Genomic DNA, 13,458 nt, shown 5'->3' with positions numbered 1-13,458 from the left:
GCTCACGGCATACGAAAGGACTGGTCATGCGGGCGATCTGGAAGGGCGCGGTCTCCTTCGGTCTCGTGAACGTGCCGGTGCGGCTCTACTCCGCCACCGAGAACCACGACGTCTCGTTCCGCCAGGTGCACCGCGACGACGGTGGGCGCATCAGGTACCAGCGGATCTGCAGCATCGACGGCGAGCCGGTCTCCTACGACGACATCGCCAAGGGCTACGAGACCGAGGACGGCGACATGGTCGTGCTCACCGACGAGGACTTCAAGGACCTCCCGGCGGCGAGCTCGAAGGAGATCGCCGTGCAGAAGTTCGTGCCGGCCGACCAGATCGACCCCATGCTGCTCGACCGCTCCTACTACCTCGAGCCCGACAAGGCGGCCACGAAGCCGTACATCCTGCTGCGCGACGCCCTCGAGCACGCCGACCGGATGGCGGTCGTGACCGTCTCGATCCGCACCCGCATGACCATGGCCGTGCTGCGCGTCAAGGACGGCGTCATCGTGATGCAGACCATGCTGTGGCCCGACGAGATCCGCGCCGCCGACTTCGCCACGCTCGACGAGGACGCGCGCGCCACGGCCAAGGAGCTCGAGATGGCCAACATGCTCATCGAGTCCCTCGCCGGTGACTACGACCCGGACGAGTACGAGGACGACTACGCGATCGCGCTCGAGGCCCTGGTCAAGGCCAAGCTCGAGGGCGGCGAGGTGCGCCAGGCCCCCGGGCGCAAGGAGGAGGAGGGCGAGGTCGTCGACCTGCTCGCCGCCCTCGCCAAGAGCGTGGAGAAGGCCAAGGCCGCGCGGGGCGAGGCTCCCTCTGCAGCCGAGGGCGAGAAGCCGGTGGAGAAGGCGGCCGCGAAGAAGGCCACCGGCTCGGGCACGGCGAAGAAGGCCGCGGCGAAGGCCCCCGCCAAGAAGGCTCCGGCCAAGAAGACGGCTGCCAAGAAGACGGCCAGGAAGACCGCGGCCAAGAAGGCCAGCTGAGTGGCGCAGCTGCCCACCGACGACGACCTCGCCGTCGTGCAGGACTGCGAACGCGCCCTGCTGACCGGGGCCGTGCGCGGCGACCGCACGAGTGCCGGCCTGCTCATCCACCAGGACTTCCGGGAGGTCGGCGCCTCCGGGCGCATCTGGGACCGCGAGAGGGTCCTGACCATGATGGAGAAGGAGGCAGCGGCCGGGCCCTTCCGCGTCGACGCCACCGACATGGCCGCCGTGGGGTTGGCGCCCGACGTCGTGCTCGTGACCTACGAGACCCACGGCGAGGCGGGCCACGCGCGCCGCTCGTCGGTGTGGCTGCGCGAGCGCGGCAGGTGGCAGCTGCGCCACCACCAGGGCACCCCCGTGCCGCCTGACGGGGCGGGGAGCGCCGGTGCCTGAGGGCCACACGCTCCACGGCCTCGCCCGTGACCTCAACGCCGCGTTCGCCGGGGCCAACCCCCACGTGTCCAGCCCGCAGGGGAAGTTCGCCGAAGGGGCCGCGCTGCTCGACGGACGCAAGGTGCTCGAGGCCTCCGCCTGGGGCAAGCACCTCTTCGTGGAGTTCGAGGCCGACGCATGGCTGCACGTGCACCTCGGGCTGATCGGGAAGTTCTCGATCCTGCCGCGGCCCACCGGGGCGGTGCCGCCGGTGCAGGGCCAGGTACGCCTTCGGCTGCTCACCGACGACCACGTCGGCGACCTGCGGGGGCCGAACCTGTGCGCGGTGGTCACCCCCGAGCACGTCGAGGGCGTGACGGCGAGGCTGGGCCCCGACCCGCTGCGCCCCGACCCCGACTCGGAGACGGCCTGGCGGAAGGTCAGCCGCAGCAGCCGCAGCATCGCCGAGCTGCTCATGGACCAGTCGGTCGTCGCGGGAATCGGCAACGTCTACCGCTGCGAGCTGCTCTTCCGGCACAGGGTCGACCCTTTCCGCCCCGGTCTCGAGATCCGGCCCGCCACCTGGGACGCGATGTGGCAGGACATCTGCGAGCTCATGCCTCTCGGCCTGGCCGCCGGACAGATCCTCACCATGCCCGACCAGGTCGAGGACGCGCGGGTGACGCTGGCCGCGGGCGAGCCTGTGATCCCGGGCGAGCGCCGCTACCTCGTCTACCGGCGGGCGCAGGAGCCGTGCCGGGTCTGCGGGTCGAAGGTGCGAACGCGGGTCGTCGCGGGACGAAACCTGTTCTGGTGCGGTCGCTGCCAGCGCCGCCGCTGAGGCAGGGACCTAGGGGAAGACCCGCCACCGGGCCGAGAGCCCCACGGCGGCGAGCGCGGCGAGCAGGCCGGCGGCGGTGAGCGCCGCGCTGAGCTCGACCTGCCGGCGCTGCTGCTGGACCGGTCTGGGCAGGTCCTCGAGCACTCCCTGGAGCTGGTCGGCGCTGCTGGCCCGGAAGTAGGCACCGCCGGTGGTCCGGGCGACCTGCTGGAGGGCCGGCTCGTCGATCACCAGGAAGTTGCGGCCGTCGCGTCCCCGCGTGCCGGGGCCTCCCCAGCGGGGCAGTCCCTGCTCGGTGCCGCCGAGCTGCTCGCGGGTGCACACCAGGCTCACGGGCTGGGTCGTGCCGAAGCCGATGGGGTAGATGCGCACGCCACGGGCGGCCGCCGCCTCGGCCGCCTCCTCCGGGGTGACCCCGCGCGTGTTGGCGCCGTCGGTGAGCAGCACCACGATCTCCGGGGCGAACGTCGACCTCCCGGGCGCCGGGATGCCCGGGGTGGGGCCCGGCCCGGGGGCGTCGAAGCCGTCGGTCGAGGCGGGTGGGACGTCGGGGTTGATCTCGGCGATGGCGTCGATCGACTTCAGGATGGCCGCCCCGATCACGGTGCCCCGCCCGGTGGTGAGCGTGTCCACGGCGTCCAGGACCGCCCTCCGGTCGGTCGTCGGCGAGACGGACACCTGGGCGAAGCCGGAGAACAGCACGAGCCCGATGCGGGTGTCCTCGTCCTGGCTCGAGACGAACTCGCGCACGGCCTCCTGGGCGGCGCCGAGCCGGTTGGGGTCGACGTCGGTGGCGCACATCGAGCCCGACACGTCGACGGCCATGATGACCGCACCGGCGCGCACCGGCACCTGGGCCTCGACCTGCGGGCGGGTCGCGGCCAGCCCGAGGAACGACAGCGCGAGCAGCACGAGGGCGAAGGGCGCGTGCCGTCGCCACCGCCTCGACCGCGGCGCGGCAGCGCGCACCAGGGCGACGCTCGGGTGGCGCACCGCTTCCCGGCGCCGACGCCTCAGCTGCCAGAGGTATGCCGCCGCGAGCGCCGGCACCGCGAGCAGCGCCGGAAGGGCCCAGGGCCAGGCGAGGGACACGGCTACACCACCCGCCCCGAACGCCTGACCGACAGGAGCGAGGCCCCGAGGACCAGCAGCACGGCACCCGCCGCGAACAGGGCGGTGACCTCGCGCCGCTGGGCCTGGACGGTCCACCCGGGCCGGATCGAGGCGTAGACCTCGTCCAGTGACCGCTCGTCGCGAGCCGGGTAGTAGGTGCCGTCGGTCGCGTCGGCGACGGCCCGCAGCAGCTCCTCGTCCAGGGCCGTCGCGACCTGGAAGCCGTCCACCTCGAGCACCGTCCCCTCCGGGCTGCCGATGCCGACCGGGTGGATGCGCACCCCCGCCACGGACGCGAGCTCGGCAAGGGGGAGCGGGGCCAGGTCGGAGGTGTCCTCCCCGTCGGAGAGCAGGACGATGGCGGCCGACCCGAAGTAGCCGATGTCGGCGCCCTCGAGCGCGTCCTCGGTCGGGGACTCGTCGGCGAGCACGGGGCGGCCGGCGATCGCCGACAGCGAGGCGAGGATGCCGCGGCCCACGGCCGTGCCGCCCTGTGGCGCCAGCCGGTCCACGGCGGCCAGCACCTCCGTCCGGCTGGTCGTGGGTCGCTGGGCCACCACGCCGCTCTCGCCGAAGGCCACGACGCCGATGCGGATGGTGGACGGCTGCTTCTCCACGAAGCGTCGCGCGGCTGCCTTGGCTGCCTCCATGCGGGTGGGGCGCAGGTCGGTGGCAGCCATGCTCGTCGACACGTCGAAGGCGAGGATGACGGTCCCCTCGCGGCGCGGTTCGGCGACGGTGGCCTGCGGCCGGGCGAGCGAGACGAGCATCAACGCGAGGGCGGCCAGGAGCAGGACCGGTGCCAGGTGGCGCGCCCGAAAGGCCCGGCGGCCCCCGCCCCCCACGACCAGGCCGAGCGCGGCCAGCTCCTCGCGCCGGGCCGCCTGGCGCTCGGAGAGCCGCCGGTACCCCAGCACGAGGAGCACCAGCCCTGCCATGGCCGGCAGGAGCATCCAGGGCCACATGAAGCTCATCGGCGGGCCCTGCGCCGCAGTTCGGAGATCCGTGCGAGCGCCCGCACGAGGTCCTCGTCGGTGCCCACCGTGTGCAGCTCCGTGCCCGCCGAGCGGACCGCTGCGGCCAGCTCCTCCTGGCGCTGCTGCACGACCTCGCGCAGCCGACGCTGGAAGCCGGGGTCGTCGGTGTCGACGAAGATCTGCTCGCCGGTCTCGGCGTCCTCGACGTAGACCATGCCGGCCGCGGGCAGCTCCGACTCCCGGCGGTCGAGCACCTGCACCGCCACGACGTCGTGCCGGCGGGCCAGCAGGGCGAGGGCGGGCGCCCAGCCCGGGACGCTGATGAAGTCGGAGAGCACGACCACGAGCGAGCGGCGCCGGGCCACCCCGGAGGCCGCCCGCAGCAGCACGGCGAGGTCGGTGGCGCCGTTGCCCCGGCGCGGAGGCTGGAGCAGGTGGTGGGCGATGCGCAGCACCTGCCGGCGGCCCTGCCCGGGCGCGACGGTCCGCTCGATCTCGTTGTCGAAGAGCAGCGCGCCCACCCGGTTGCCCCCCCGGGCGAGCACCTGCGCGAGGGTGAGGGCCACCTCGACGAGCACGAGGTCCTTCTGCCGGTCCACGGGGCCGAAGGCCATCGAGGCCGAGCGGTCGAGCAGCAGCCAGGCGGTCGCCTCCCGGTCCTCCGTGTACTGCCGCACGAAGGGGGTGTCCATGCGCGCCGTCACGTTCCAGTCGACGTGCCGCAGGTCGTCGCCGGGCTCGTACTCGCGCAGGTCGTGGAAGTCGACGCCCTCGCCGCGGAAGAGGGTGCGGTAGTCGCCCTGGAGGCGGCCGTCCAGCCTGCGGACGACGCGCCACTCCAGGCGGCGCAGGACCCGCTCCGCGGTCAGCGGGGGTGCGTGGTCCATGTCCGGTCAGGTCCGGGCTGCGTCCCCCCGGTGTGCTCGCGCAGCGGGACCTCGGGGAGGGGTACGGCGGAGAGGATCGGTTGCAGCAGCGCGTCGGCGCCGAGGCCGTCGGCGAGGGCCTCGTAGGAGAGCACCACCCGGTGCCGCAGCACGTCCAGCGCCAGCTCACGGGCGTCCTGGGGCAGCACGTAGTCCCGGCCACGCAGGAAGGCCAGCGCCTTCGCAGCCCGGACGAGGTTGATCGAGGCGCGGGGGCTGGCTCCGAAGGACAGGTACCGGGCGAGGTCGGGGAGCCCCGCCTCGGCCGGGGCGCGGGTGGCGCCGGCGAGGCGCACGGCGTACTCGATCACTGCCGGGTCGACGTAGACGGCGTCGGCCTGGCGCTGGAAGGCCAGGAGGTCGTCGGTGGTCACAACCTGCTGGGGCGGGTCGAGCCGGCCCGTCATGCGCTCGACGACGACGAACTCCTCGGCCGGGCTGGGGTAGCCGACCAGCACCTTGAGCATGAACCGGTCGACCTGCGCCTCGGGGAGCTCGTAGGTCCCCTCCGACTCGATCGGGTTCTGCGTCGCCATGACGAGGAACGGGTCGGGTGCCGGGTAGGTCTCGCGGCCGATGGTCACCTGCCGCTCCTGCATCACCTCCAGGAGCGCGCTCTGCACCTTCGCCGGGGCCCGGTTGATCTCGTCGGCCAGCAGCAGGTTGGCGAAGACAGGCCCGAGGGACACCTGGAACTCGCCTTCCTGCTGGTTGTAGATGCGGGTTCCGACGACGTCGGCGGGCACGAGGTCGGGGGTGAACTGGATCCGCTGGAACTGGCCGCCCATGGCCTGCGCGAGCGTCTTGACCGCCATCGTCTTGGCCAGACCGGGCACCCCCTCGACGAGCAGGTGCCCGCGGGCGAGGAGCGCCACCAGCATCCGCTCCAGCAGCTGGTCCTGCCCGACGATCGTCTTCTTGACCTGGTAGAGCAGCTGCTCCAGCGGGTGCTGGTCGGCCTCGCTGCCGGTGCGGTGTGGGTCCATGGCTCTCCTGCCTCGGTTTCTCGTGCGTTCGGCGGCTACACGGGCGGCGCGCCCACGGCCCCACCCGCGGTCTGGATGGGCACCGCGAAGCCGATGCCGACGAAGAAGGCCTGGTCGGCGGGGTTGGCGAGGCCGGTGACGATGCCGATGACCTGGCCCGCCTCGTTGAGCAACGGGCCGCCGGAGTTGCCGGGGTTGACCGCGGCGTCGAACTGGATGAGGCCGTCCAGCTCACCGCCGTCGTCGAGGCGCACCGAGCGGTCGAGCCCGGAGACCACGCCGGACGTGAGGGTGCGGCTCAGCCCGAAGGGATGCCCCACGGCGATGACGTCCTGCCCCACCTGGGCGCCGCCCCCGAGCACCGCCGGCACGACCACTTCGGGCAGCTGGTCCACCGCGAGGACGGCGATGTCGTCCTCGGCGCGGCGCGTGCGGACCTCGGCGTCCGCGCGGGTGCCGTCCGAGAAGCGCACCTGCACGCCCTCGGCCCCGTCCACCACGTGCAAGGCCGTGAGAACGGCACCGGAGGCGTTGACGACGACCCCCGCCCCGGTGCCGACCGAGGCACCCGAGGCGTCCTGCGTGACGACCTGCACCAACGAGGGCAGGACGGCCTGGTAGACGACCGAGGCGACCGGTGGCGCGTTCTGCTGCTCCTCGAGGGCCTTGGAGACCCGCTCGTCCACGGCGCGGTCGACGTCGCGCTGGGTCAGTGCGGGCGTGCCCGGGCGGCTCTGGAGCAGCACCACGGCCGCCGCGACGACGACCACGAGGAGGGCCAGGAGCACCCACCGCCGACGTCCCGCCCGCGCCGGCTCCGCCGGGGGGCCGGCATCCGCTTCCCCCGCGGCCCTCGGCGGCAAGATCCCGGCCACCTTTTCGAGGGTACGTCGCGCCACGGCCGGAGGATAGGTTCGGAGACATGGACAACGTCGTCGACACCTCTCGGACCCCGTCGCTCCTCCGCCCGCCCTCGGTGCCGGCGGACCTCGAGTCGCTGCGTGCCCTGCAGCTCGACCGGCTGCGCTGGAGCCTCGGCCACGCCTACGAGAACGTGCCCCACTACCGGAAGGCGTTCGACGAGGCCGGTGTGCGGCCCGACGACCTGCGCGAGCTCGCCGACCTGGCCCGGTTCCCCTTCACCGCCAAGGCCGACCTGCGCGAGAACTACCCCTTCAAGATGTTCGCCGTCCCGCGCGAGCAGGTCGCCCGCGTCCACGCTTCGAGCGGCACCACCGGGCGGCCCACCGTGGTCGGGTACACGAAGGGCGACATCGACACCTGGGCCGAGGTCATGGCCCGCTCCATCGCGGCGGCCGGGGGTCGCCCGGGCGACATGGTGCACGTCGCCTACGGCTACGGGTTGTTCACCGGCGGCATCGGGGCCCACTACGGCGCCGAGCGGCTCGGCTGCACCGTCGTCCCCGTCTCGGGCGGCATGACCGAGCGCCAGGTCCAGCTCATCGCGGACTTCCGGCCCCGGATCATCATGGTGACGCCTTCGTACTTCCTCGCCATCCTCGACGAGATGGAGGCCCAGGGGATCGACCCCAAGGAGACCTCTCTCGAGATCGGCATCTTCGGCGCCGAGCCGTGGACGGAGCAGATGCGCGAGGAGGTCCAGCGGCGCACCAACATCCGCGCCGTCGACATCTACGGCCTCTCCGAGGTGATGGGTCCGGGGGTCAGCCAGGAGGCGGGCGAGACCCAGGACGGCTTGCACATCTGGGAGGACCACTTCTACCCCGAGATCGTCGACCCCGTCACCGGTGAGGTGCTCCCGGACGGCGAGGAGGGAGAGCTGGTCTTCACGTCGCTGACCAAGCAGGCGATGCCCGTGGTGCGCTACCGCACCCGCGACCTGACCACGTTGCTGCCGGGCACGGCATACCCGCAGTTCCGGCGGATGGCCAAGATCACCGGTCGCACCGACGACATGATGATCGTGCGGGGCGTGAACGTGTTCCCGTCGCAGGTGGAGGAGCTGATCCTCCGGGTCGAGGGGCTCGCACCGCACTACCTCTGCGTGCTCACCCGGCCCGGCCGGATGGACGAGCTGACCGTGCGCGTCGAGGCCTCCGCCGCGGACGTCGACGAGGCGCGGCGCGGCGCCATGGCACGCGAGCTGCAGACCTTGGTGAAGCACCGGATCGGGGTCACCGTCGCCGTCGAGGTGGTGGAGCCCCACGCTCTCGAGCGCTCGCTCGGCAAGGCCAGGAGGATCGACGACCAGCGGCACCTGCGGTGACGGCGGCTACGAGGGCACGGCGAACACCACGACGTTGCGCTCGTAGTGCCCTGTGCGGCGGTCGAACTCCCCGCCACACGTGACCAGCAGCAGGCGTGCCCGCACGTCCTGGCGGAACAGGTCGCGCCACGGCAGGGTCGCCTTGGGGTAGGAGCGCCGGGCGACGACGCGATAGGTGGCCGAGCTGCCGCCGGCGCCGCGCACCGTGACGCTCGCGCCGACCGGCGTGCGGCTGAGGTCGACCAGGCTGCCGAGCCCCTCCTCGGCGGAGTCGACGTGGCCGGCCATGAGGATGGTCCCGTAGGGGGCGCCCGGCGCGGCGCCGCCGGACCACCAGCCCACCTCGCGCGGGCTCTCGGGCACCACTAGCGCGCCCGTTGCGTCCACGCGGGTCGACACGACCGGAGCGTCGACGCCGATCGCGGGAACTCTCAGGACGGTGGGCCTGAACGAGCGGTCGGGCGCCACCGTCAGGGACCCGCGGGTTGGGGGCGGCGACGCCGACGGGGCGGCCGGGCCGCTCGCAGAGGTCGTGGGGCGTTCTGCCACAACGGCCGCGGGCACGGCACCGGCGTCCGTTCCGGGCTGCGGTCCGACGCCGCGCACCGCCCCCACCCCGGCGGCGGCGAGCAGCAGGGCACCGGCGACCAGGCCCGTCATGCCTGGTCGCCGGTGCCTGCCGTCTCGCACGGGATGTGCCCTGGTGTTCCCGGTCAGCGCTTCGCGGACGCGCCGGCAAGGCGGCGCGACCCGGCCACGACGAGGGCAGCCCCGGCCAGGGCCGTGAGCACGGCCAGCGGAGCGGAGGTGCCGCCGTCAGCCTGGCCACCGGTGCCGGCGTTGACGGTGCTCGGGGCGGCGCTGCCACCGCTGCCGTAGGCCTGGGTCACCGCGGTCAGGGTGTCGCCCTCGAGGCTGCCGATCGCATAGACGACCAGGGTCTGGCCCGACTGCACGGGCAGGTCGACCGGCCCGATCACCGGGTCGGTCGTCCCGGCGGCGGCCACCGAGGCCGAGACGGTGCCTTCGGGCACCATCAGCATCTTCTCGTCGGGGTTGCTCAGGTCGCTGATGACCGCCTCCCCGCCGGCGAGCACGTCGACGGCCGGCGCAGCAGCGGTGTGGCGCACCACCAGGCGCCCCATGCCGTCCGGCACGGCCTCCGTGGGGTTGATGAACGGCTTGATCGAGGGCTCACCCTCGGCCGTCAGGTGGGCCACCACGGTCGCGTTGGCTCCCGCGGGCAGGTCCGGCGACAGCTCGAGGATGGGGTCGGAGCTGGCGGCCGCCCCGGCGGGACGCACCTCGATCTCGTGCGACCCGGCCGGAAGGCTGATGGGGTCGGTGACGGTCTCGAACTCGAAGTTCGACAGCGCGCGGTTGCCGTCGACGTAGACGTCGACCGCGGTGTCGGGTATGCCGTGCACCACCGTGACCGTGGCGTCACCAGTGGCGGCCTGCGCCGGCAGCGCGGCCAGCCCCGCCGCGGTGAGCACGCCGGCAGCCGCGAGTGTGGCGCGCAGTCCGTGGGTTCTCTGAGTCTTCATGGGTGTGCCCTTCTCGACCTGTGCGCCCCCTGGATGGGCGCCCTGACACCACCGGTTCGGTCCAGAGGGGGCGGCGGATGGGGAAGTTCTTCATTTAGTTTCCCCGTTGCGCAGGTTCGCTGTGGGCTGACAGCGCGCTCTGGCGTCTCCGTGGTCCACTTGTAATCATGATTACATGACTACACGAACAACGACCGCAGAGGCGTGGCTGGCCGGCCGCCTCCCGGAGGACTGGTTCACCGGCCCGGTCGAGGTCCGCCGCGACCGCGACGAGATCATCGTCATCGGCACCCTGCGCGAGCCGCAGCTGCCCGAGGATGCGGACGACTCCGACCGCGAGGTCGCCGCCCGCGCCCGCATCAAGTCCTTCCGCGAGGAGACCCGCGAGCGGCGCATCGAGATCGCCCGCGAGCTCGAGCACCTCAGCGGCCGGAAGGTCTCCTGGGGTGTCCGGGTGGGCGACCGCGAGGCCCTGTTCACCCACCTCGCCGCCCCCGTGATGACGCGGCTGCGCCAGCCCGAGCGCAGAGTGCTCGACACCCTCGTCGACGCCGGAGTCGCCAGGTCGCGGGCCGAGGCGCTCGCCTGGTGCGTCCGCCTGGTCGGCGAGAAGTCCGACAGCTGGCTGGCCGAGCTGCGCACCGCGATGGAACACGTCGAGGAGGTCCGGAAGAAGGGGCCGGACAGCTGATGTCCGCCCACGGCGAACAGGCAGGCCAGAGGGCCGAGAAGGGGAACACCCCGGCATACCGCCGCGTTTGCCCCCATGTATGAAGCCGTGCGAGGCGACACCACCGGTCCGCCGAACGGTCCCGATCCCGCATCGACCCCCTCGACCCGTTACCCGGGGTCGGTCCGCACGGATAGCATCGAGGTGATCTCGATTAGGCAGGAGCAGAGAGATGTTTGAACGGTTCACCGACCGTGCCCGCCGCGTGGTGGTGCTCGCGCAGGAAGAGGCGCGCATGCTCAACCACAACTACATCGGCACGGAGCACATCCTGCTCGGCCTCATCCACGAGGGTGAAGGCGTCGCCTCCAAGGCTCTGGAGAGCCTCGGCATCTCGCTGGAGTCGGTCCGCGAGCAGGTCCAGGAGATCATCGGCCAGGGCCAGCAGGCTCCCTCCGGCCACATCCCCTTCACGCCGCGTGCGAAGAAGGTGCTCGAGCTCAGCCTCCGCGAGGCCCTGCAGCTCGGCCACAACTACATCGGCACCGAGCACATCCTGCTCGGCCTGATCCGTGAGGGGGAGGGCGTCGCCGCGCAGGTCCTCGTCAAGCTCGGCGCCGACCTCAACCGGGTGCGCCAGCAGGTGATCCAGCTGATCTCCGGCTACCAGGGCAAGGAGGGCGCCGGAGCCGGTGTCGGCGCCGGCGTGCAGCAGGAGGGCACTCCCGCAGGGTCGCTCGTGCTCGACCAGTTCGGCCGCAACCTCACCCAGGCCGCCCGCGAGGGCAAGCTCGACCCGGTCATCGGGCGCGAGAAGGAGATCGAGCGGGTCATGCAGGTGCTGTCCCGCCGCACCAAGAACAACCCGGTCCTCATCGGTGAGCCCGGCGTCGGCAAGACCGCCGTGGTCGAGGGCCTGGCCCAGGACATCGTCAAGGGCGAGGTGCCCGAGACCCTCAAGGACAAGCAGCTCTACACCCTCGACCTCGGCGCGCTCGTCGCCGGCAGCCGCTACCGCGGTGACTTCGAGGAGCGGCTGAAGAAGGTCCTCAAGGAGATCCGCACCCGCGGCGACATCATCCTGTTCATCGACGAGATCCACACCCTCGTCGGTGCGGGCGCCGCCGAGGGTGCCATCGACGCGGCGAGCATCCTCAAGCCGATGCTGGCCCGCGGCGAGCTGCAGACCATCGGCGCGACCACGCTCGACGAGTACCGCAAGCACATCGAGAAGGACTCGGCCCTCGAGCGCCGGTTCCAGCCGATCCAGGTGGCCGAGCCGACGCTGTCGCACGCCATCGAGATCCTCAAGGGCCTGCGCGACCGCTACGAGGCGCACCACCGCGTCTCCATCACCGACGCGGCACTGGTGGCGGCCGCCAACCTGGCCGACCGCTACATCAACGACCGGTTCCTCCCCGACAAGGCGATCGACCTCATCGACGAGGCCGGCGCGCGACTGCGCATCCGCCGCATGACCGCTCCGCCGGACCTGCGCGAGTTCGACGAGCGCATCGCTTCGGTGCGCCTCGAGAAGGAGTCGGCCATCGACGGCCAGGACTTCGAGAAGGCCGCGCGCCTTCGCGACGACGAGAAGAAGCTGCTGGCCCAGAAGGCCGAGCGCGAGTCGCAGTGGAAGTCCGGCGACATGGACGTCGTGGCCGAGGTCGACGAGGAGCTCATCGCCGAGGTCCTCGCCGCGAGCACCGGCATCCCCGTGTTCAAGCTGACCGAGGAGGAGTCCTCGCGGCTGCTGCACATGGAGGACGAGCTGCACAAGCGCATCGTCGGCATGGACGACGCCATCAAGGCGCTGTCCCAGGCGATCCGCCGCACCCGCGCCGGTCTGAAGGACCCGCGCCGCCCGGGTGGGTCGTTCATCTTCGCCGGCCCCACCGGCGTCGGCAAGACCGAGCTGGCCAAGACGCTCGCCGAGTTCCTCTTCGGCGACGAGGACAGCCTCATCCAGCTCGACATGTCGGAGTTCTCCGAGAAGCACACCGTCTCGCGGCTGTTCGGCTCGCCCCCCGGTTACGTCGGCTACGAGGAGGGCGGCCAGCTCACCGAGAAGGTGCGCCGCAAGCCGTTCTCGGTCGTGCTGTTCGACGAGGTCGAGAAGGCCCACCCGGACATCTTCAACAGCCTGCTGCAGGTGCTCGAGGACGGCCGCCTCACCGACTCCCAGGGTCGGATGGTCGACTTCAAGAACACCGTCATCATCATGACGACCAACCTCGGCACCCGTGACATCGCCAAGGGCGTCTCGCTCGGCTTCTCGGCCGGTCCGGACTCCCGCAGCGACTACGAGCGGATGAAGAACAAGGTCGTCGACGAGCTGAAGCAGCACTTCCGCCCCGAGTTCCTCAACCGGGTCGACGACACGATCGTCTTCCCGCAGCTCACGCAGGCAGAGATCGTGGCCATCGTCGACCTCGAGATCGCCAAGCTCGACAAGCGGCTCAAGGACAAGGACATGGGCCTCGAGCTCACGATGGAGGCCAAGGCGCTGCTGGCGAAGAAGGGCTACGACCCCGTGCTCGGCGCCCGTCCGCTGCGCCGGACCATCCAGCGCGAGATCGAGGACGTGCTGTCCGAGAAGATCCTCTACGGCGAGCTCAAGGCCGGCGAGATCGTGCTGGTCGGCACCACCGGCGAGGGCAAGGCCGAGACCTTCACCTTCACCGGCAACCCGCACCCCGGCGCCCTCGACCTCCCCGTCGTGGAGACGGTGGGCGACACCAGCGACTGACACACACAGCCGCACGAGAGGAGGCCCGGGACCAGCTGGTCCC

General features: G+C 72.1%; 13 protein-coding genes. 6 read left to right on the top strand and 7 right to left on the bottom strand.

Going from position 1 to position 13,458, the window contains the following annotated elements; translation table 11 throughout:
- Positions 1-26: 26 nt before the first annotated feature.
- Genes P2F65_RS06355 through P2F65_RS06345 form a run of 3 tightly spaced genes read left to right on the top strand, consistent with a single transcriptional unit; the run spans position 27 to position 2,199 of the window.
- On the top strand, positions 27-983 hold the full coding sequence (locus P2F65_RS06355) for a Ku protein (RefSeq protein WP_275805264.1): 957 nt from the start codon (positions 27-29) through the stop codon (positions 981-983).
- Entirely contained in the window at positions 984-1,379 is a 396-nt protein-coding gene (locus tag P2F65_RS06350) for a nuclear transport factor 2 family protein (protein ID WP_275805262.1), read from the top strand.
- Entirely contained in the window at positions 1,372-2,199 is an 828-nt protein-coding gene (locus P2F65_RS06345) for a DNA-formamidopyrimidine glycosylase family protein (protein WP_275805260.1), read from the top strand. Before P2F65_RS06350 ends, P2F65_RS06345 begins: the two co-directional genes overlap by 8 nt.
- A 9-nt stretch (positions 2,200-2,208) precedes the next feature.
- Here the strand turns inward: P2F65_RS06345 and P2F65_RS06340 are convergent, their stop codons facing one another.
- The 5 genes from P2F65_RS06340 to P2F65_RS06320 are packed head-to-tail and all read right to left on the bottom strand — an operon-like array spanning position 2,209 to position 7,100.
- Entirely contained in the window at positions 2,209-3,291 is a 1,083-nt protein-coding gene (locus P2F65_RS06340; protein ID WP_275805258.1) for a VWA domain-containing protein, read from the bottom strand.
- A 2-nt stretch (positions 3,292-3,293) separates the two neighbouring features.
- Positions 3,294-4,286, bottom strand: coding sequence for a VWA domain-containing protein (locus P2F65_RS06335; RefSeq protein ID WP_275805256.1), 993 nt, complete (start codon positions 4,284-4,286; stop codon positions 3,294-3,296).
- Positions 4,283-5,176 carry a DUF58 domain-containing protein gene (locus tag P2F65_RS06330; RefSeq protein WP_275805255.1) on the bottom strand — a complete coding sequence of 298 codons (894 nt, stop codon included), beginning with the start codon at positions 5,174-5,176 and terminating at the stop codon, positions 4,283-4,285. The genes P2F65_RS06335 and P2F65_RS06330 overlap by 4 nt, the downstream gene beginning before the upstream one ends.
- Positions 5,155-6,201 (bottom strand): MoxR family ATPase, encoded by a 1,047-nt coding sequence (locus P2F65_RS06325; protein WP_275805253.1) that lies wholly within the window; start codon positions 6,199-6,201, stop codon positions 5,155-5,157. Before P2F65_RS06325 ends, P2F65_RS06330 begins: the two co-directional genes overlap by 22 nt.
- 35 nt (positions 6,202-6,236) lie before the next feature.
- Positions 6,237-7,100: a trypsin-like peptidase domain-containing protein gene (locus P2F65_RS06320; protein ID WP_275805251.1), complete on the bottom strand. Its 864-nt coding sequence runs from the start codon at positions 7,098-7,100 to the stop codon at positions 6,237-6,239.
- Positions 7,101-7,123: 23 nt separating this feature from the next.
- On the opposite strand from P2F65_RS06320, the gene paaK reads away from it, so the two are divergent.
- Positions 7,124-8,449, top strand: a complete 1,326-nt coding sequence (paaK, locus tag P2F65_RS06315) for a phenylacetate--CoA ligase PaaK (RefSeq protein ID WP_275805249.1) — start codon at positions 7,124-7,126, stop codon at positions 8,447-8,449.
- 6 nt (positions 8,450-8,455) lie between these two features.
- On the opposite strand, the gene P2F65_RS06310 is transcribed toward paaK, so the two are convergent.
- Positions 8,456-9,109: a class F sortase gene (locus P2F65_RS06310; protein ID WP_275805247.1), complete on the bottom strand. Its 654-nt coding sequence runs from the start codon at positions 9,107-9,109 to the stop codon at positions 8,456-8,458.
- Between the two features lie 53 nt (positions 9,110-9,162).
- Complete coding sequence (locus P2F65_RS06305) at positions 9,163-9,996, bottom strand: DUF4397 domain-containing protein (RefSeq protein ID WP_275805245.1); 834 nt, start codon at positions 9,994-9,996, stop codon at positions 9,163-9,165.
- 175 nt (positions 9,997-10,171) lie between these two features.
- On the opposite strand from P2F65_RS06305, the gene P2F65_RS06300 reads away from it, so the two are divergent.
- Positions 10,172-10,687: a hypothetical protein gene (locus P2F65_RS06300; protein ID WP_275805243.1), complete on the top strand. Its 516-nt coding sequence runs from the start codon at positions 10,172-10,174 to the stop codon at positions 10,685-10,687.
- 211 nt (positions 10,688-10,898) lie between these two features.
- Entirely contained in the window at positions 10,899-13,415 is a 2,517-nt protein-coding gene (locus P2F65_RS06295; RefSeq protein ID WP_275805241.1) for an ATP-dependent Clp protease ATP-binding subunit, read from the top strand.
- The last annotated feature ends 43 nt before the right edge of the window (positions 13,416-13,458 follow it).

Origin of the sequence: Knoellia sp. p5-6-4 (assembly GCF_029222705.1) — a bacterium.
Classification (GTDB): Bacteria; Actinomycetota; Actinomycetes; order Actinomycetales; family Dermatophilaceae; genus Pedococcus_A.
This window is presented reverse-complemented; position numbering and strand designations above follow the sequence as displayed.